The sequence below is a fragment of the uncultured Marixanthomonas sp. genome, from assembly GCF_963974425.1.
Classification (GTDB): Bacteria; Bacteroidota; Bacteroidia; order Flavobacteriales; family Flavobacteriaceae; genus Marixanthomonas.
In genome coordinates this window covers 29,540-48,972 of sequence record NZ_CAXBCK010000021.1, presented here as the reverse complement: position 1 = coordinate 48,972, position 19,433 = coordinate 29,540, and the positions used below count along the sequence as shown (strand labels likewise).

Below are 19,433 nucleotides of genomic sequence, written 5' to 3'. Positions count from 1 at the left end.
TAAAAAGTATTATGCAAACGGAAAAAGTAGTAGATCACATTGTAAATTGGTTAAAAGAATATGCTACAAACGCCAATATGGATGGTTTTGTAGTAGGTATAAGCGGCGGTATTGATTCTGCTGTAACATCCGCTTTATGTGCTAAGACAGGGTTAAGAACATTATGCCTAGAAATGCCAATCCACCAAGCTCAAAGCCAAGTTACTCGAGGGCAAGAACATATTGCTTTTTTAAAAACAAATTATGCTAACGTAAGTGATGTTAAAGTAGACCTTACTTCGGTGTTTGAGCAATTTAAGACCGAAGTACCACAAACCAACGATATTACTTTTTTAGACTTAGCCTTGGCTAACACCCGTGCGCGATTACGTATGAGCACCTTATATTATTTTGCAGGATTACATCGATATTTGGTTGCTGGAACTGGTAATAAAGTAGAAGATTTTGGCGTTGGTTTTTACACAAAATATGGAGATGGTGGCGTAGATTTAAGCCCGATTGCCGATTTACTTAAAAGCGAAGTTTATGAAATAGGAAGGTATTTAAAAGTTCCGACATCTATTTTAGAGGCAGCACCTACCGACGGTCTTTTTGGTGATAGCCGTACCGATGAGGACCAAATAGGCGCTAGTTATGACGAATTGGAATGGGCTATGAAAATGAAAGAAAATGGTAAAAAACCAACCGATTTTGAAGGAAGAAAACAAGAGGTTTTTAGTATTTACTTACGCTTAAATAGCGCTAACCAGCACAAAATGAATCCTATTCCTGTATGCAATATTCCTAATTCCTACAAGGTTTTATAGTATTCAACGAGTTTTCTGTACGTTGAACGAATAATCCCTCATACTGACAATCTTTTTTTTAGTTTTGATTTGTAGTATTATTATTACAAACCTCACACTTTTTGCTCCCTTATAGAATTATTAAGGTTTTAATAACAAAGAGACTAATGAAAAAAATTGTCATTGCAGATCATCATCCAGTTACCCGTAAAGGGATTTCTTGTATGTTGAAAAAGAAAAAAGATGAATTCTCAATACTTGCAAAAGTTAACAACGGAGAAGAGCTCTACAAAAGTTTACAGGAACATAGTCCTGATATTCTAATTATGGAAATAGACATGCCTCAAATTAATGGCATTAACGCTTTACGAAGCATTAAAGAATCTTTCCCACAAACACGGGTATTAATTTTTTCAACACATCCAGAAGAAATCTATGCGCTTCGTTCCATAAAATCTGGAGCAGCAGGCTATGTGCCAAAAACAGCTTCAACACAAGTGTTTTTAGATGCACTTGGTAAAATTGCAAAAGGTGGAATTTTCTTAAACGAAGAGCTTACTTCTACGTTTACAAGTCGTAATGTAGGTGAAAGCAGTGCGATTAGCCGTTATAAAAAGCTTTCGTCTCGCGAAATCGAAGTTTTAAACTTACTTTCTAGAGGAAAAAGAAATAAGGATATCGCTAATGCACTTAATATTAACGAAAAAACAGTAAGTACTTATAAAACGAGGTTGCTTAAGAAACTAAAAGTAGATAATCTAGCCGATTTAATACACCAGTCTCGTATGTTTCAATTTGGGTAATTATAAAACCCTACGTAATTTTTCTGAAATCACTTTTTTTAGCGTAATGTAATCCACAACATCTTGCAGGTCTACCTGTGAGCCCTTTGGGTTTTGTTCTTTTATAGCATCTGAAAGCTCTTTAATCTTTTGGTTTACTAATTCACGCCGTAAATTTAAAATTGTCTCACTCACCACCTGTGACACAGAATGCGACTTTTCTTTTACATAAATCTCATTACGCTCCCAATCGTGCAGGCTGTATTTTTCTTCTTCCATCAAAATATCGGTAACAGCCGATGCTTTTTCAGGCTGTAAACTATTTACAAAAGCATCTACTTTTAAATCTTCTTCACGTGTTAACCGATCTATAATATCATAATATAAATCTTTAAATGCTTCGTTGGTAAATTCAATTTCATCTTCTTGAAGATCTAAAAATATTTTCTGAAACACCGTTGTCGTTTGCATTTCGGGTTTAAAAGTAACATCGCCCTTTTCATCGGTATCAAGTATTAATTCTTCAAAATCTTCTTCCTTAGTTCCATACAGTAATAGCAACTCGATGATTTTACGTTCCAACTCGAACTGGACATCAATCTTTTCTGCTTTTTCTTTTTCTGAAGAAACAACTTGCATGGGCTGCTTTTCAGTTCGTTTCTTTCTAGAAGCATCCCGGTTATCCTTATTAACCAACTGAGCTAATGTATTAAAAAGCACTTCTTCCGAAATATCCATAATTCGAGAACATTCCTTAATATAAATCTCCCGCTTAATTACATCAGGTATTTTCGAAATGCTCAACACCATATCACGAATGGTGTCGGCTTTTTTTATAGGGTCATTTTTTGCTTCGTGGGCCAATAACGAAGCTTTGAACGAAATAAAATCTCGGGAATTTTCATCTAAATACAACTTTAATTCTTCCAGCGAATTTTTTCGAGAAAAACTATCTGGATCCTCTCCTTCAGGAAACGTACAGATTTTTACGTTCATTCCCTGTTCTAAAATTAAATCCACACCGCGAAGTGAAGCTCGTAATCCTGCCGCATCTCCATCGAATAAAACAGTAATGTTTTGAGTAAGCCGGTTTACTAACCTGATTTGCTCAGGAGTTAAAGCAGTACCAGATGATGATACCACGTTTTCAATCCCCGTTTGGTGAAACTGAATTACATCGGTATAGCCTTCCACCAAATAACAATTATCCTCTTTGGCAATGCTCTGTTTTGCGTGGTAAATACCATATAGTACCTTACTTTTATGATAAATATCACTTTCGGGAGAGTTTAGATACTTAGCTGCTTTTTTGTCGTTTGTTAAAATTCGCCCCCCAAAGCCTAAGGTACGACCACTCATACTACGAATAGGAAACATAACCCTACCTTTAAATCGGTCGAATTGTTTCTCGCCCTTTACTATCGTTAAGCCTGTTTTATCAAGATAATCGAGTTTGTATCCTTTTTTTATAGCGTGGTTGGTAAATGCATCCCAACTATCGGGCGAAAATCCTAAATCGAATTTTTTAATGGTCTCTTCAGTAAAGCCTCGTTCTTTAAAATAACTAAGACCTATAGCTTTACCTTCCTCAGTTTTAAACAAAACGTGCTTAAAATAATCCTTTGCAAACTCGCTTACCAAGTATAGGCTTTCGCGTTCGTCGGCTTGTTGCTTTTGTTCGTCGGTCTGTTGAGCTTCCTCAATCTCGATACCGTACTTTTTGGCCAAGTATTTTATAGCTTCAGGATAGGTAAAGTGTTCGTGCTCCATTAAAAAAGCAACTACGTTCCCTCCTTTTCCGCTACTGAAATCTTTCCAAATCTGTTTTACCGGAGAAACCATAAAACTGGGCGTACGCTCATCACTAAACGGACTAAGGCCCTTAAAGTTACTACCTGATTTCTTTAATTGTACAAAATCACCAATCACCTCCTCTACACGAGCGGTTTCAAATACATTGTCTATGGTGGTTTTTGATATCATGATTCAGTATTCAGTATTCAGTATTCAGTATTCAGTATTCAGTATTCAGTATTCAGTATTCAAAGATGTAGAAATATACTGAGTTAAGAATTTCAACATCCATATTCTTATCAACAAAAAGGCTCCTTTTTCAAAAAAAGAAGCCTTCAAAAATACAGCTAATTAACAAATTAATCGACATCAAAACGAAGTCCTAAAGAAACATTTCTTTGATCGATTGGGTTATCTTTAAAAATGGTGTTTAGATCATATTTTACATAAATCGCTGTTCCTTTCCAGCCAATGTAACCGCTAAGCCCGTAAATAAAATTGTTTGTATTATAACTTGCTTTTAGCTTTTCTTTTACATCTTCTCCATCTTCGGAATATTTTAGCTTTTGACGTGAGCTAAGGTTAAAACCTGCATACCCGCCTAGCCCTACTTTAATTTTATTGTAGGTATTATATCTAAAATATTCATCTTTTTCAATTTTTTCTGAAGGGCCAAACTCAAAATGAACAGGGAATACTAAGTTATCCATTCGAAACTTCGATTTATCCAAATCTAACCGGAATTCTTGCAACTCCGTTTGATCACCTGTATCTACATAGTAACGGTTATCAGTAGGTTTTAATCCATTGAATTGAAATGAGAAACCATATTTTACACGCAACCAATTGGTGTTTTTAAACACCCGGGTTCTCCAAGCCCAACCGATTTCAGCAAAACGACTTCCACCAATTTTAAAGTCTGAATCGTCTAATGATTGCCCTTCGGTTATCGCATTATTTAAACCAAATGCAAACATAAAAGCACTGGTTGTTCTACGGTCGTATTTTTTTGCTTTGTTCTTTTTTCCTAAGAAAATATAAGAATCTTCATCGTCGCCCGATCCAATACTTAAAACAACTCGTTCAGAGTCATCGGCTAAATTTTCACTGCCGCCGTTTCGTTCCAGCAACGCAATTTTATTATCGATAATCGCCAAGCGGTTTTCAATGTTCAACGCTCTTTTTTCAGCAGCTTTTCCTTTTAACTGTTCTGCTTCGGTTAAGGATACTTCGTCTTTTTCTAACCGCTGATTAATGTCTTCCACTTCGTTTTTTAGCGCTTGTTTTTCTTCGGTTACAATTTGCTCTTGGGCTGCTTTTAAAATAGCGATATCATCTGCAAGATTGTTTTCTTGTGCTTGTGCTGAGACCATAGTCAACACCCATACCGTGATGGCGGTACAATAGGTAATTATTTTCATGATTTGTGTGATTTAGTGCCTTTCGGCCTCCCTCCCGATTATGAAAGGGATTGCCTCTGGCGTGATTGATGAATGAATTATTTTAATTATTACGTTCTACAACAGCGGTTCGAATTTTATCAAATCCGTCACCTAAGGCATCAAATACTTTTTCTCTAAAACTTCGCTCGAGCTCGAGCTCTACATCTAAAAGCAGGGCTGCAGCATCTACTTTTTGAGTTTCAGGATTGAGTATTTGTCTGGTTTTTATGTCCCGTTGCGCATTAGCTAAAAGCGCATCAATTTCTTCAGGAGTTACTTCGTGGTTTTTACTTTGAATTTCTTTTACTTGCGCCACTACTTCGTCAACCTTATTATCAATAAAGCGCTCATTAGTTTTATCTACTACTTTGTTCTTCGGAATAGGTTGTTCTTTAAAATTGGTGTTGGTTTCAGCTATAGCTTCTTCTTTTTCAGGAGAAATTTCAACAGCTTGTTTTGATTGTATTTTTTGATTTACAAGTTGCTTTTTAGAAGCTGGTTGCTCCACTTTTTTCTCCGTCTTGGTATTCTCTTCAACAGCGATATCTTCTGAAATACTTTTTTGCGGAATAATTTCTAGTTGCTCCTCAGCATCTATTTTTTCTTTATTTGTCGGTGTTTTCACTAAGTTTTCAGAACCTGAAGCCACGTCATCTTTAATGAACAATGCCCCAATTACCAAAATACTCACCAAACTAGCTGCTACAGCATACCAAATAAAGTAGCTTTCCTTTTTTTGGGGTTTTCCTAAACGAGCATTCAACTTTTCCCAAGACTCGCTAGAAGGTTGTATTTCCCTTTCTTGTAATTTCTCGCGAATGTTTTCTTCAAGTTTATTGGGCTCCATAATTCACGTCATTTTGTTTATTAATATTGTTTTGAAGCATCTTGCGAGCTTTTGATAGTTGCGATTTTGATGTGCCTTCGCTAATCTGCAATAATTCGGCTATTTCACTGTGTTTGTACCCTTCCACAGCATATAAAACAAATACCGTTTTGTACCCTTCGGGTAAACTGTCTATCACTTTTTGAATTTCTTCCACCGCAAATTCAGTATCGATAGAAGTTGCATACTCTAGTGAATTTTCAATAACCGTTTCATCTTTAAAATAGAGTTTCTTATGTCTCCTTAATTCACTGATAGATTCGTTTACCATAATGCGCCGAATCCAACCTTCAAAACTACCTTGATCGCTAAATGAATCTAATTTTGAAAACACTTTGTAAAATCCGTTAAGCATGACCTCTTCAGCTAAATCATTATTTTTCAGATACTGTCTACAAACACTTAACATTTTAGGTGCAAATAATTGGTACAACTGGTGCTGAGCCTTCCGGTTGTCTTTTCGTGCTTTTTTTATGAGCACGGTGTAATTTTTATGTAAGGATATTAGTTTCACAATATGCTTCGCATGGCTTTCTATTTATATAGACGCAATATTAATTAAAAGGGTTGCCTGAAGGGTGAAAAAAGTATTCAGTATTCAGTATTCAGTATTCAGTTAGTAAAGATGTAGAAATATACTAAGGTAGAAATTTTAATAACTGCATTATTATCAACAAAAAGAATTCAAAGAATATCTAATTTAAAGAAAACTGTAGATTGACTCGCAAGATATTAATAACATCAATTTTAGACCAACCTAACTGAAAGGCAGGAAAAGATACAATTAACATGTATATTGACTCATAAATTATAATTCGATTATGAGAACAGTATTGCAACGTGTTAAAAAAGCTTCTGTCACGGTAGAAGGGGAAGTTGTTTCAAAAATTAATCAAGGATTTTTGGTATTTTTAGGCATTGAAGATGAAGATACCCAAGAAGATATTGATTGGTTGTGTAGAAAAATAACAAGGCTACGGGTATTTTCAGATACAGCTGATGCGATGAATCTTTCTGTTAAAGATGTTGACGGAGACATTTTGGTGGTAAGTCAGTTTACCTTACATGCAAGTACAAAAAAAGGAAATCGCCCTTCGTTTATAAAAGCAGCTAAGCCAGATGTGGCAATCCCCTTATACGAGAAATTCATTAAGCAACTCGAAAAAGAACTCAATAAAGTAGTAAAAACAGGTGTTTTTGGAGCCATGATGGATGTTGCTTTAATTAACGATGGACCTATAACTATTAATATAGATTCAAAAAATAAAGAATAATTTCACATTTTTTTAACAATTGTGTATATTGCGCCCATGCGAAACTTTATTGCTCTAGGCGTAGTTATTCTATCTACCATTTCCGTTTTTGCGCAGGAAACCCAATATTCCGTTGCTGCCTTATCCTCAACGCTTGCTAAAAACGCCAATAGTGTATTGTTGGATGAAAAAATAGAAATAGATATTACCAAAAATGACCAGATGGTTTATAAAAACCATAGAGCCATTATGGTGCTAAATAAAAAGGGCGACAACAATCTAGACGCCTATGCGTATTATGATGATGACGCTAAAATAAAGGATATCGAAGCTTGGGCCTATGATGCCATGGGTAATGAACTGGAGCATTTTAAAAAACGTGATTTTCGCGACATCAGTGCTTCAGATGGGTTTTCAATTTATAATGATGATCGAGTATTATATTTAGATTACACTCCAACAACATACCCTTATACGTTGGTTTTCGAGTCGGTTACCCAAAGTAATACCACTGCACACATACCGCGTTGGTTTCCCATCGGAGGGTATTACACTTCTACAAAAAATAGTGAGTTTACGGTAAAATACAACCCTTCTAATAAGCCCAATGTTTTAAAAAAGAACCTTGAAGGATATGATATTTCAATTTCTGAAACTCCAGACTCTTTTATCTGTAAAGCAGAAAATTTAGAAGCAATTAAAAGGGAAGAATATAGCCCTTCATACCGAAATATTTTGCCACACGTAAAGTTTGCTCTAAATAATTTTTACCTAAAAGGTGTCGCTGGATATGGAAAAGATTGGAAGGAATTTGGTGCTTGGATGGACAAAACACTTTTAACAGGAGTAAGTGAACTATCCCCAGCCACTATTGCAAGAGCAAAACAATTAGTCTCCGGCGAAACAACTAACTTAGGAAAAGCAAAAAAGATTTATGAATACCTTCAAAACAAAGTGCGTTATATAAGTATTCAAATTGGAATTGGCGGTTGGAAACCTATGTTAGCAGAAGATGTTGATAAATTAAGCTATGGCGATTGCAAGGCCTTAACTAATTATACAAAAGCCTTATTGGATGTCGTGGGTGTACCTTCCTATTATACCGTCCTCTATGCTGGAAATGAAGAGATAGATCTCGATTCTAATTTTGCTGGAATACAAGGTAACCACGTAATTTTAGGTGTGCCTAAGGGAGATGAAATTGTTTGGTTAGAATGCACCAGCCAAGACACTCCGTTTGGATACGGCGGAAATTTTAGCGATGACCGGGATGTATTAATGGTTACACCAGAAGGAGGTAAAATTGTTCATACAAAAGCCTACACTTTTAAGGACAATGTTAAAAAAAATTCGGGGACTATCACAGTTAGTCCTTCAGGTACAATACAAGCAGATTTTAAAGGAGTTTACACTGGTTTGCAGTATGATGAAAAATATCACCTTAAGAATTTAGATGCAGACGATCTAGAGAAGCAGTATAAAAACAGATGGTCCCACATCAATGGATTTAACATAGAAAACATAGTGCTTGATAATAATAAAGATAAAATTTTATTTACTGAACAGCTCTCCATAAACATGCCTAGCTATTGTTCATCAATAGGTAATGATTTGCTTTTTGGACTCAACATGTTTTCACAATCGGTATCTGTACCACCTCGTTTTACAGATAGAAAACAAAAACTTAGAATAGCTGAAGGCTTTACCGAAACCGACACATTAACAATAAACATTTCCGAAACACTTAATATTGACAGCCTCCCCGAAGCTGTAAGCATTGAAAATAAATTTGGAAGCTATGCTTTTTCAGTTTCAAAAATTTCAGAAAATACTATTGAATACAGGCGCACCTTTATCTTAAAAAAAGGCACTTTTCCTGCTTCAGATTATAAAAAATACCGGTCTTTTTTACGAAGAGTTTCTAAAATGGACCAATCAAAAATCTTATTAAATCAGAATAGCTAATCATTACACTATACTTATGAAATTTATTTTTACTCTTATTTTTACGCTAAGTTGCTTACAATTTACTTACTCTCAAGATTTCAGATTTGGGAAAGTCTCTAAAAAAGAACTATTAGAGAAACAACACCCAACGGATTCAACAGCAGATGCTGCTATTTTATACCGAGAAATGAAAACCCGGTTTGAGTATTCTGAAACCGATGACTTTTACTTATTAACCGAAGTTTTTGAACGAGTAAAAATATACAATAAAGAAGGTTTTGACTGGGCCAATAAAAAAGTAAGATTGTATCAAAGCAGTGGAAGTTCAGACGAAGAAATTTCAGGATTAAAAGGGTATACTTTCTTTTTAGAAGACGGTAAAGTTAAAGATGAAAAATTACGTAACGATGGTATTTTTGAAGAAGAAGTTAATGAATTTTTAGAAGTTACGAAATTCACTATGCCAGCCGTTACAGAAGGCTGCGTAATTGAATACAAATACACAATAAAATCACCGTTTGTAACAAACATCGATGAGTATAGGTTTCAGGAGCAAATACCAGTCAATAAAGTAGAGATGCGCTTCGCCGTACCTGAATATTTCAATTATAAAATGCATCAAAAAGGCTGGGTACCTTTTAAAATAAAAGAAGATGGGCAAACACGGAGTATGTATTTTAACTCTAGTGCATCTGTAGCTTCAGGTTTTGGCGGTGTGAGACAAAACACAAGAACGCAACGAGTAGAGATTGAGTATAGAGAAAACAGTTATGAGGTTTCAATGGAGCAAGTGCCAGCTTTAAAAGAAGAGGCTTTTTCAGGAAATATTAATAACTACACTACCTCTCTAAAGTTTGAACTTTCCTACACCAAGTTTCCAGGATCTTCATTAAATATGTTTACGACAACTTGGGAAGACGTTTCAAAATCGGTATATGACTCCAATGCTTTTGGAGATCAGTTAAAAAGAGATAGTTATTTTGATGATGATATAGACAACCTTTTAAGCGGTATCAGTGAGCCCACAAAAAAAATGATCAAAGTATATGAGTTTGCGAAAGGTAAAATGAATTGGAATGAGCTTGGAGGTCTTTTTACTCAAGAAGGCACAAAAGATGCCTATAAAAAAGGTTCCGGAAATGCAGCCGATATAAATTTATTATTAGTTACCATGCTCCGGTATGCAGGCCTTAACGCTAATCCAGTTTTGGTAAGTACAAAATCACATGGAATTCCTTTATTTCCAACACGCAACGGATTTAATTATGTAATAGCAGCAGTTGAAAACGGGAATAACACGGTGCTTTTTGACGCTACTATAAAAGAAGGAGAGCCTAATGTTTTACAACCAGAGTTACTAAACTGGCAAGGAAGAATTGTACGAGAAGACCGTAGTTCTTCTTGGGTTTCATTATATCCATCTAAACACGCCGTGCAGAGTACTATGATGAATTTGGCCATCAATAAAGACGATTATTCTATTACTGGATCTACGCAAAACCGATTTACAGGTCATTATGCTTTAAGCCAACGTAAAAGTTTTATAAACGCTAAAGAAGAAGATATCCGTAAAAAATTAGAAGAAAATAATGGAGAGACTGAAATTTCAAATATTACTTTTGAAAATTTAAAGAAATTGTACCAACCCGTTTCATTGAAATATGATTTTGAAAACTTTGATGCTGTAGAAGAAATAGGTGGTAAATTATACTTTTCTCCATTATTATTCTTAGCTATGGATGAAAATCCATTTAAATTAAATGAACGCAGTTATCCAATTGATTTTAATTACCCTGTAAAAGACAGGTATATTGTAACCGTTGATATTCCTGAAGGCTATACAATCGAATCTGTTCCAGAAAGTGCCGCATTTGCTTTAGGAGAAAATTCCGGAATGTTTAAATACATGATCAATAATCTTGGCGGTAAACTACAAATATCAGTAGAGTTTGCTTTAAATACTGCTACTATGCCTGCTCATGATTATGGTAATATCAAAGAATTTTTTAAGCTGATGATTGATAAAGAACATGAGAAGATAGTGCTTACTAAAGCATAATGTAAGTTTGATTGTAATTGATTATCGGGTGACTAATTTTTAACCAATAACCAAATAACAAAACCTATTTTTCGTCTTTTTTAAAGAGTAAAAATTTTAATATAACTCCGTATATAAAAATAGGGTTGAAATTTACTCCTAAACTCAATGAAATTGAAGTATTTTTGAATTTAAAACATACCCAATGAACATTGAAAATGCACAAGAAGCAGTTGACAAATGGATCGATGAGCACGGAGTCCGTTATTTTAACGAACTTACCAATATGGCACAGCTTACTGAAGAGGTAGGCGAAGTAGCTCGCATCATTGCTCGCCGTTATGGAGAGCAAAGCGAAAAAGAAAGTGATAAAGGTAAAGACTTAGGCGAAGAGCTAGCAGATGTACTTTTTGTCGTTTTATGTTTAGCTAACCAAACTGGGGTAAACCTAGAAGAAGCTTTCCATAAAAAGTTAGATATTAAAACCAAGCGTGACCACGATCGCCATCACAATAATGAAAAATTAAAGTAATGTTTAAACAAATAATCAATCACAAAGGGTTTTGGAGGTCTGTACTATACTTAGGGCTTGCCTTTGTCGTTATCTTTATATTCATTAAATGGGCTTTTGAAGGATTTACTTCTAACTTTTTCGATGAACGAAACCCATATTTATTAATAGGCGGAAGCTTATTAACAGGTTTCCTGTATGGTTTTTTTGTAACCTACGGAAAGTTTAAAAATAAATTGAAAAAGTAATTTGCGTTTTATGAAAGCTGTACTCACAAGCAAAAACACCAAAGAGCTTTCAGCTACCATACAAGTTTCAGGCTCCAAAAGTGAATCGAATCGATTATTGATATTACAATCACTTTTTCCCAATCTTAAAACGGAGAACCTATCAGAAAGTGATGACACGATGGTGTTGCAAAAAGCATTACTATCACATCAAGGCAAAGTGGATATTCACCACGCTGGGACCGCCATGCGTTTTTTAACAGCCTATTTTGCCACTCAACCTGATGCTTCGGTTGTATTAACCGGTAGCGCACGCATGCAACAACGCCCCATAAAAATATTAGTCGATGCGTTGCGAGGTTTAGGAGCCGAAATAAATTATCTTAAAACAGATGGTTATCCACCTATTTCTATTTCAGGTAAAAAGATTATAAAGCAAAAAATTTCTATTGCCGGAAATGTAAGCAGTCAATATATTTCAGCTTTGTTATTGATAGCACCATCCTTACAAAATGGACTTACAGTACATATTGAAAAATCTGTCACTTCAGCTCCATACCTACATATGACAGTTGCTTTGCTTCAAAAAATTGGAATCCCTTGTAATTTTTCAGAAAACAGCATTGAAGTAAAGCCAGTTTCAGCAATTAAAAACACAGCGATATTAATAGAATCTGATTGGAGTTCAGCATCCTATTTTTATAGTATTGTAGCTCTTTCTGAAGCATCAAACATAACCCTAAGAGGCTATTTTAAAGATAGTTTACAAGGTGATTCTATTTTAGCGACCATTTATGAAACGTTGGGTGTCACCACACAATTTAATGAAAAAGATGCCTCCATCACCCTTTCAAAAAACAACAAACCAATTGCCGACCACGTTTTATTAAATCTTGCAGATGCGCCTGATATTGCACAAACTATTGCCGTTACGTGTTTTGGACTAGGTTTAGGCTGTAAATTAACTGGATTGCATACCTTAAAGATAAAAGAAACAGATAGATTGCTTGCTTTACAAACCGAATTGAAAAAATTAGGAGCTAAAATTTCGGTCAGCAATGATACTTTAGAATTAATGGTTTCAGAAAAAAATAAAGAACACGTAACCATCCAAACCTACAACGATCACCGTATGGCAATGGCTTTCGCGCCTTTAGCTTTAAAAAGAAATATTAAAATTGATGACGCGGGAGTGGTTTCAAAATCGTTTCCAACCTATTGGGAAGACATCCAAAAAGTAGGTATAAACGTCAATTTTAAATAATAATTGCTTATTTACTTGACAACCCCTATGTTGAGGTTGTATATTTGCAGCTTTTCAAGACAAAACACCACTTTTTATGGGAATGAAACTTTCTAATTTCAATTTCGAATTGCCAGAAGAACTTTTGGCAGAATATCCAGCATCTAACCGTGATGAAGCCAGATTAATGGTTTTAAACCGAAAAGAGAAAACCATTGAGCATAAGATGTTTAAAGACCTCATCGACTATTTTGAAGAAGACGATGTAATGGTATTGAACAACACCAAGGTTTTTCCGGCACGATTATTTGGAAACAAAGAAAAAACAGGAGCTCGTATTGAGGTTTTCCTTTTGCGTGAACTAAACCCAGAAACCCGACTTTGGGACGTTTTGGTAGATCCTGCTCGTAAAATAAGAATTGGTAATAAATTATATTTTGGTGATGACGAATCGTTAGTAGCTGAAGTTATAGACAACACTACTTCGCGCGGGCGTACACTTCGATTTTTGTTTGATGGATCGTATGAAGAATTCAGAAATAAATTAACAGAATTAGGCGAAACTCCATTGCCTAAATACATTAAAAGAGATGTAGAACCAGAAGATGCAGATCGTTACCAAACTATCTTTGCTAAAGAAGAAGGGGCCGTTGCTGCACCAACCGCTGGGTTGCACTTTTCAAAACACTTATTGAAGCGCCTTGAAATAAAAGGAATCAACTTTGCCGAAGTTACTTTACACGTTGGCTTAGGAACCTTTAGCCCAGTTGAGGTAGAAGACCTTTCTAAACACAAAATGGACTCTGAAGAAATTGCATTGCCACAAAGCTCTGTTGATACTATTAATAATGGAATTAATAGAAAAAAACGAGTTTGTGCCGTGGGAACAACCGTAATGCGTGCTTTAGAAAGTTCAGTATCCTCAAACAGTATGCTTAATCCGTATGCAGGATGGACTAACAAATTTATTTTCCCTCCATATGATTTCAGTATTGCAAACTGTATGGTAACCAATTTCCATACACCAAAATCAACATTATTGATGATGGTAGCCGCTTTTGCAGGTCATGATTTTGTAAAAGAAGCCTATGCTGAAGCTGTAAAAGAAAAATACAGATTTTACACATATGGTGATGCCATGCTTATCATATAAATAGGTAAACAACTATTTAAACTTTTGAAAAATCCTGATGTAACAATCAGGATTTTTGCTTTTAAAGAGGCTAATGATTTTCTTGTTTCAAAATAAAAAAGTAACTTGTAGTATTGTAGTCGCATCAATATCAATAGTGTATGAAAAAAACTACTTTTTTATTCTTTTTTATTTTTTCTATGTTTACGGTTTTTTCTCAAGAAACTACCGTGAACACCCCTATTAGCTGGAATATAGAAGATACTGATGAGGCGACCACCATCAACCTTCCTCCTCTAGACCTTTTGGCTCTTCATCGTGAAGACAGTATAAACGACCGTGATAAAAGCCTCCCGTGGCGATACGGCATCAAGCGAAGTTTAAAAATAGATGTTCATAAAGACGGTACTGTTACTTATTTAGACAATGGTGATAAATTATGGCGTATTGCAATTAGTTCGCCCAATGCTGTTAATTTGAGTATTAATTTTGATGATTTTTACGTTCCCTCTGGCGCCAAGCTGTTTTTATATAATGACGATAAAACTGATGTATTACTACCATTAACCACAAACCAAAATCGCAACAACCAACAATTGGGTTCTTGGTTTATAAATGGAGACAAAATTTGGTTGGAATATTATGAACCTTCATCTGTAAATGAAGAAGTACTTTTAAATATAAGTAGTATTATACACGGATACCGAATGGGTAAAGTTGAGCGATACATGGATGGAATTCGAGGCTTAAACGATTCTGGAGATTGTAATTACGATGTTAATTGCTCTATAGGAGAAGACTTCGATAGTCAAAAAGATATTCTGAAAAAGGCAGTTGCACTCCTTAATTTAGGAAATGGCTATTTATGCTCCGCTGTTCTTATAAACAATACCAATAAAGACAAAACACCCTATTTACTTACTGGAAATCACTGTCTAGACAATAGCGACCCCGCTTTTTGGTCTGTCAGATTTAACTGGATGAGTCCGAGTCCTATTTGCGGAGAAGATCAACCTAGCACAGATCTTCAGACAAATTTTACTATAAGTGGAGCAGAACTGAAAGCAGCCAACAATATCAGTGATTTTGCCTTAGTAGAATTATACAATGAAGTTCCCTCTTCTTGGGATGTTGCTTTTGCGGGTTGGGACATTACGGACGAACTACCATTATATGGAATAGGCATTCATCATCCCAATGGTGATATTATGAAAATATGTAGAGATAATTCGGGAGCGATACATGAAACTGCCAATGGTACCGAAGTATGGTTAATTGGCGGAGCATCTGTAGGCGAAGGAAAGGGCTGGGAAATAGGAACAACCGAAAGTGGTTCGTCCGGTTCCCCATTATTTAATCAAAACGGAAAAATAATTGGGCAATTATATGCCGGTAATTCTTCTTGTGACGGCTTAGAAAACAATAATGAGTATGACATCTACGGAAGATTGGCTGTTTCTTGGGATACCGGATCGACACCTGATAAGCGGCTTAAAGAATGGTTGGATCCTAACGAAACAGGGCAAACCCAACTAGAAACCATACAAAACTTACTGAATGTTCCAGATTTTGATATTACAGGAGAGTTAAAAATTTTTCCCAACCCAGCTTCTGAAACCATCACGGTAATGAACAGCCGCTACCCTAATCTATCGTATCATTTTTATAGCGTAACGGGTCAACAAATAAGTCAAGGATCTGTCTCCAGTACCATGAATACCATTTCGGTAGCTCAGGCTGCTGAAGGCATGTACTTTTTACAATTGACAGATTTAGACTCTAATTCTAGTATTACCAAAAAGATTGTTGTTAGCAGGAGGTAGTTGTTGGTAGTTTTACGTCCAGCATGTAGTATCCAGTCCTTCGGCTTCGCTCAGCACAAGTATTAAAACACAAATACTTCTTAAACATTCCATAAACAAATTTCTATACCTTAATTTTGCGATCTTATGGTTTCAGAAAAAAAAGACATCCGCGCATTATCAAAACAAGAGTTACGTGATTTTTTTGTAAGCATTGGCGATCAAGCCTTTCGAGGCAACCAAGTTTACGAGTGGCTATGGAATAAAGGCATCCATAATTTTGAGGATATGACGAATATCTCAAAAGAAACTCGTACGCATTTAGAGCAAAACTTTGTGATAAACCATATTGAAGTGGACAGCTTGCAAAAAAGCAACGATGGCACTATTAAAAATGCCGTTAAATTGCACGATGGGTTTGTGGTAGAGTCGGTATTAATCCCGACTAAATCACGAACAACAGCGTGTGTTTCTTCACAAGTTGGTTGCAGTTTGGATTGTAAATTTTGTGCCACGTCTCGATTAAAACGCATGCGGAATTTAAATCCCGATGAAATTTTTGATCAAGTGGTTGCAATTCACAAAGAAAGTTTACTCTACCACGACAAACCACTCTCTAACATTGTATATATGGGAATGGGCGAACCATTGATGAACTATAAAAACGTCTTAGAGTCCGTTAAAATGATAACTTCTGAAGAAGGCTTAGGCATGTCACCTAAACGAATTACGCTTTCCACATCGGGTGTTCCTAAAATGATAAAAAAACTGGCCGATGACGAGGTTAAATTCAACCTGGCCGTTTCCTTACATTCTGCTATTCAGGAAACGCGAGAACAGATTATGCCATTTGCTAAAAGCTTTACGTTACCAGACCTGCGCGAATCGCTAGAATATTGGTATGCCAAAACAAACCGTCGCATTACCTACGAATATATAGTTTGGAACAATATAAATGATACTGAAAAAGACGTAGATGCCTTGGTACAGTTTTGCCAATCGGTTCCTTGTAAAATTAATTTGATTGAGTATAACCCGATTGATGATGGGGAGTTTCAACAAGCTGCAAACTCGGCACTCGATATGTATATTAATAAACTAGAAAAAAACAAGATCCCCGTTACGGTACGTAGAAGCCGCGGAAAAGATATTGACGCCGCTTGTGGGCAATTGGCTAATAAAAGCTAATTTATTTATATACTTTCATTTAAAATAGGAAGTCTTTCTCCATTAAAAGGAGGTTGGTCAATTGAATATCGTGAACTTTTAAAAATCCTCTTATCTTCTGATGGAAGTGTATATTCCCATACAACATTGCTCTCGCTATCAATTTCAATTAGTAAGCCTTTCGTACCTGAAGTGATTAAAGTATTTCCGTTTTGCAATCGATTTGCTCCAGATAAAATAGGAGAGTTTATTTCTGTATTAACGTAAGACCACGCTACATGCAATGGATTGTTATTTACATTTGGTTGTAAGTTGTACATACCATCGGCCTGTTGGGAAATTTTAACTTCATCTACTGATGATAGATGTTCAAATTTTTCATTATTAAAAACTAAAAAATTTCCTGAGTTGTTTGGTTTATTAGCGATATAAGTAACATCATGCTGCCCGAACAATTTTTGGTTTTCATCAGTACCCGTTTTGTATGCTTTAGGATTACCCCATCTGTATAAAAAATCACCTCCCTTATTATATTGCCCCCCAGTATGAGAAGCTGCTTCTTGAGTGCTAGTAGAGTGGTCAATAATAAAGAACTCGTTAAACCTTCTACTACTGAAGACAATTTGATTAAATTCTTCTATATAAGATAGAGAATTTACATGGTTGAAATTAGCTTCACCATTAGAGTAATTAATATCTGCTAATTCAGGGTGCTCAGATACTATACCAAAATTTTCTTTTAAATTATCAAAATCTTGAATTAAATGGTCCCAAATAGACCATTGCCAAATTATCTCGGCATTGTTATTCCCAAGAGGTTTTACTTCTATAATTCTATCAGGCCATACTTCTCTATTAAAAAGTAAATTAGGGTCCCTCCCATTCCTAATGGCTTCCTCTGAAGTCTTCCTATCCCAAACTGAAGCTAAAATATTTCCATTCGGAAGAATTTCTATATCATGATGCATACTATATTCAGATGTACTATATTCCCAATTCCAAATTTTTCGACCTTCAAAATTAAAAATTTCAATCCCGCCAGTTGTTCCAGCAAAGGAAAAAGTATGATTAGGAACTATGTATGATCTTACTAAGTTACCTTCTTCAGTTAAATAGTTTGCTATCCCTCTATTTTCTGATTCCCACTTTTTAACAACAAACCCTTCCATATTAATTAAATAGATGCTATTCGATGATAATGGAGCAATTAAAGTGTAGCCTTCATAAAAGGAATTACTGTTATAAATAGTTATATCCTTATTAAGAACTACCTCTTGCTCTTCAATTTCAGGTAAAGTAACAGAGTCATCCTTTTTACAGGAAAAAAAAAGAAAGCAAGAAAAAAAAATTAAAGATATAGGGAATGAAAGCTTCATAAGAATTACTGTAAATTAAAAAAAGCACTTAAAGATTAACCCTAAGTGCTTTAAATACAAATCTAAAAAAATTTATTTCTTAACTATTTTGAAAGATTTTTTAGCTCCTTCAATAGTAACTGTAGCAATATACACACCAGAGTTTAAAGAAGCAATATTAACTACTTCACTAGTGTTAGAAAGTTTTTTAGAGATAACTTCTTGTCCTAAAACATTGTATAAGTTTACGTTTTCAAAAGCTCTATCTGCAGAAATATTTAAATTGCTGTTGTCAACAAAATATTCAAATCCATTGAAGGTTTCTTCATTAACTCCTAATACATCAGAAGTTACTTTGAAATCATCCATTACAAATCCAAACTGATCTTGACTCACTACATTTATAGCTATGTATACAGTTTCTCCAGCTAAGAAATCTAAATCAAAGCTAAAATCTGTATACTCAATAGCAGGAGCTTGTAAATCGCTTGCTAAAAAAGAAAAATCACCTGGCTCAGTACCAGTAGTCGATACACCTACATTAAACCTTTCATCAGAGTAAGTGGCATCGGCCGCTTTAGCCCAAAACTCAACTGTGTTTCCTGATGCTCCTAATTCGATAGCCGGAGAGATTATCCAATCATCGTTAAATTGAGCTCCATCAGGTACAGCAGCAAAACATGCCATTGCCTTTTCTCCACTTCTAGCACTCCAATCAGAATCAGCACTAGGCTCTAAAGGAGGGTTAGTAGCCGTTGAGTTAAAAACAATAAAAGCACCTGTATATCCAGAATTATCATAACTTATATCTTGAAACCCATAAGTTGGCAAACCATCTACATCTACTAAAGTATAATCCCCAACATCTTCAATGATAAAGTTATCGTAACTTTCAAAGTCATCTTCAAATAAAACTGTCTGCGCATTCATAGCAAAAGCAGCAAAAAAAGCTGCTAATAAAGTAATTTTTTTCATAATAAATATAATTTTGTTTAATTAAGCTGCTAAACTACATAAAAGGTATTATTCAACACAACTATTTTCCCATTTTAACTTATTTTTGAAACAC

17 protein-coding genes are annotated in these 19,433 nt (G+C 35.2%); 11 read left to right on the top strand and 6 right to left on the bottom strand.

Annotated elements, in window-relative coordinates; all coding sequences use genetic code 11:
- Positions 1 to 11 precede the first annotated feature (11 nt).
- Complete coding sequence (gene nadE, locus AACZ92_RS07855) at positions 12 to 806, top strand: NAD(+) synthase (RefSeq protein ID WP_339699383.1); 795 nt, start codon at positions 12 to 14, stop codon at positions 804 to 806.
- Between the two features lie 146 nt (positions 807 to 952).
- Positions 953 to 1,588: a response regulator transcription factor gene (locus AACZ92_RS07850; protein WP_339699380.1), complete on the top strand. Its 636-nt coding sequence runs from the start codon at positions 953 to 955 to the stop codon at positions 1,586 to 1,588.
- On the opposite strand, the gene dnaG is transcribed toward AACZ92_RS07850, so the two are convergent.
- From dnaG to AACZ92_RS07830, 4 genes are all read right to left on the bottom strand, one after another.
- Positions 1,589 to 3,550, bottom strand: a complete 1,962-nt coding sequence (dnaG, locus tag AACZ92_RS07845) for a DNA primase (RefSeq protein WP_339699377.1) — start codon at positions 3,548 to 3,550, stop codon at positions 1,589 to 1,591.
- Positions 3,551 to 3,720: 170 nt separating this feature from the next.
- On the bottom strand, positions 3,721 to 4,782 hold the full coding sequence (locus tag AACZ92_RS07840; RefSeq protein ID WP_339699374.1) for a hypothetical protein: 1,062 nt from the start codon (positions 4,780 to 4,782) through the stop codon (positions 3,721 to 3,723).
- An 82-nt stretch (positions 4,783 to 4,864) separates the two neighbouring features.
- A complete protein-coding gene (locus AACZ92_RS07835; RefSeq protein WP_339699371.1) occupies positions 4,865 to 5,650 on the bottom strand; it encodes a hypothetical protein in 786 nt (261 codons plus the stop codon).
- A complete protein-coding gene (locus tag AACZ92_RS07830; protein WP_339699368.1) occupies positions 5,637 to 6,203 on the bottom strand; it encodes a sigma-70 family RNA polymerase sigma factor in 567 nt (188 codons plus the stop codon). The genes AACZ92_RS07835 and AACZ92_RS07830 overlap by 14 nt, the downstream gene beginning before the upstream one ends.
- 307 nt (positions 6,204 to 6,510) lie before the next feature.
- Here AACZ92_RS07830 and dtd point away from each other — a divergent pair, with 307 nt between their 5' ends.
- The 9 genes from dtd (at position 6,511) to rlmN (ending at position 17,030) form a co-directional block, all read left to right on the top strand.
- Entirely contained in the window at positions 6,511 to 6,963 is a 453-nt protein-coding gene (gene dtd / locus AACZ92_RS07825) for a D-aminoacyl-tRNA deacylase (protein ID WP_339699365.1), read from the top strand.
- Positions 6,964 to 6,999: 36 nt separating this feature from the next.
- On the top strand, positions 7,000 to 8,907 hold the full coding sequence (locus tag AACZ92_RS07820; protein WP_339699362.1) for a DUF3857 domain-containing protein: 1,908 nt from the start codon (positions 7,000 to 7,002) through the stop codon (positions 8,905 to 8,907).
- Positions 8,908 to 8,923: 16 nt separating this feature from the next.
- Entirely contained in the window at positions 8,924 to 10,948 is a 2,025-nt protein-coding gene (locus tag AACZ92_RS07815; RefSeq protein ID WP_339699360.1) for a transglutaminase, read from the top strand.
- Positions 10,949 to 11,132: 184 nt separating this feature from the next.
- Positions 11,133 to 11,459, top strand: coding sequence for a nucleotide pyrophosphohydrolase (locus tag AACZ92_RS07810; protein ID WP_117158832.1), 327 nt, complete (start codon positions 11,133 to 11,135; stop codon positions 11,457 to 11,459).
- A complete protein-coding gene (locus AACZ92_RS07805; RefSeq protein ID WP_339699358.1) occupies positions 11,459 to 11,686 on the top strand; it encodes a hypothetical protein in 228 nt (75 codons plus the stop codon). The genes AACZ92_RS07810 and AACZ92_RS07805 overlap by 1 nt, the downstream gene beginning before the upstream one ends.
- A 10-nt stretch (positions 11,687 to 11,696) precedes the next feature.
- Positions 11,697 to 12,929 (top strand): 3-phosphoshikimate 1-carboxyvinyltransferase, encoded by a 1,233-nt coding sequence (locus AACZ92_RS07800; RefSeq protein ID WP_339699355.1) that lies wholly within the window; start codon positions 11,697 to 11,699, stop codon positions 12,927 to 12,929.
- 82 nt (positions 12,930 to 13,011) lie between these two features.
- Positions 13,012 to 14,061, top strand: a complete 1,050-nt coding sequence (gene queA, locus AACZ92_RS07795) for a tRNA preQ1(34) S-adenosylmethionine ribosyltransferase-isomerase QueA (protein ID WP_339699430.1) — start codon at positions 13,012 to 13,014, stop codon at positions 14,059 to 14,061.
- A 140-nt stretch (positions 14,062 to 14,201) separates the two neighbouring features.
- A complete protein-coding gene (locus AACZ92_RS07790; RefSeq protein ID WP_339699352.1) occupies positions 14,202 to 15,863 on the top strand; it encodes a T9SS type A sorting domain-containing protein in 1,662 nt (553 codons plus the stop codon).
- 126 nt (positions 15,864 to 15,989) lie between these two features.
- Positions 15,990 to 17,030, top strand: coding sequence for a 23S rRNA (adenine(2503)-C(2))-methyltransferase RlmN (rlmN, locus tag AACZ92_RS07785; protein ID WP_339699349.1), 1,041 nt, complete (start codon positions 15,990 to 15,992; stop codon positions 17,028 to 17,030).
- Positions 17,031 to 17,035: 5 nt separating this feature from the next.
- Here rlmN and AACZ92_RS07780 read toward each other — a convergent pair whose 3' ends face one another.
- Both AACZ92_RS07780 and AACZ92_RS07775 read right to left on the bottom strand, forming a co-directional pair.
- The gene (locus tag AACZ92_RS07780; RefSeq protein WP_339699346.1) at positions 17,036 to 18,385 is read right to left on the bottom strand and encodes an aryl-sulfate sulfotransferase; all 1,350 of its coding nucleotides are present in this window, start codon (positions 18,383 to 18,385) and stop codon (positions 17,036 to 17,038) included.
- 72 nt (positions 18,386 to 18,457) lie between these two features.
- Entirely contained in the window at positions 18,458 to 19,339 is an 882-nt protein-coding gene (locus tag AACZ92_RS07775) for a choice-of-anchor J domain-containing protein (RefSeq protein ID WP_339699343.1), read from the bottom strand.
- Between the last annotated feature and the right edge of the window lie 94 nt (positions 19,340 to 19,433).

Excerpts from the sequence above, each read along its gene's own strand:
- dtd (WP_339699365.1), top strand. The coding sequence starts at position 6,511 with ATGAGAACAGTATTGCAACGTGTTAAAAAAGCTTCTGTCACGGTAGAA.
- AACZ92_RS07850 (WP_339699380.1), top strand. The coding sequence starts at position 953 with ATGAAAAAAATTGTCATTGCAGATCATCATCCAGTTACCCGTAAAGGG.
- AACZ92_RS07780 (WP_339699346.1), bottom strand. The coding sequence starts at position 18,385 with ATGAAGCTTTCATTCCCTATATCTTTAATTTTTTTTTCTTGCTTTCTT.
- AACZ92_RS07790 (WP_339699352.1), top strand. The coding sequence starts at position 14,202 with ATGAAAAAAACTACTTTTTTATTCTTTTTTATTTTTTCTATGTTTACG.
- AACZ92_RS07835 (WP_339699371.1), bottom strand. The coding sequence starts at position 5,650 with ATGGAGCCCAATAAACTTGAAGAAAACATTCGCGAGAAATTACAAGAA.
- AACZ92_RS07840 (WP_339699374.1), bottom strand. The coding sequence starts at position 4,782 with ATGAAAATAATTACCTATTGTACCGCCATCACGGTATGGGTGTTGACT.
- AACZ92_RS07815 (WP_339699360.1), top strand. The coding sequence starts at position 8,924 with ATGAAATTTATTTTTACTCTTATTTTTACGCTAAGTTGCTTACAATTT.
- queA (WP_339699430.1), top strand. The coding sequence starts at position 13,012 with ATGAAACTTTCTAATTTCAATTTCGAATTGCCAGAAGAACTTTTGGCA.
- AACZ92_RS07820 (WP_339699362.1), top strand. The coding sequence starts at position 7,000 with ATGCGAAACTTTATTGCTCTAGGCGTAGTTATTCTATCTACCATTTCC.
- AACZ92_RS07775 (WP_339699343.1), bottom strand. The coding sequence starts at position 19,339 with ATGAAAAAAATTACTTTATTAGCAGCTTTTTTTGCTGCTTTTGCTATG.
- nadE (WP_339699383.1), top strand. The coding sequence starts at position 12 with ATGCAAACGGAAAAAGTAGTAGATCACATTGTAAATTGGTTAAAAGAA.
- AACZ92_RS07810 (WP_117158832.1), top strand. The coding sequence starts at position 11,133 with ATGAACATTGAAAATGCACAAGAAGCAGTTGACAAATGGATCGATGAG.
- AACZ92_RS07800 (WP_339699355.1), top strand. The coding sequence starts at position 11,697 with ATGAAAGCTGTACTCACAAGCAAAAACACCAAAGAGCTTTCAGCTACC.
- dnaG (WP_339699377.1), bottom strand. The coding sequence starts at position 3,550 with ATGATATCAAAAACCACCATAGACAATGTATTTGAAACCGCTCGTGTA.
- rlmN (WP_339699349.1), top strand. The coding sequence starts at position 15,990 with ATGGTTTCAGAAAAAAAAGACATCCGCGCATTATCAAAACAAGAGTTA.
- AACZ92_RS07805 (WP_339699358.1), top strand. The coding sequence starts at position 11,459 with ATGTTTAAACAAATAATCAATCACAAAGGGTTTTGGAGGTCTGTACTA.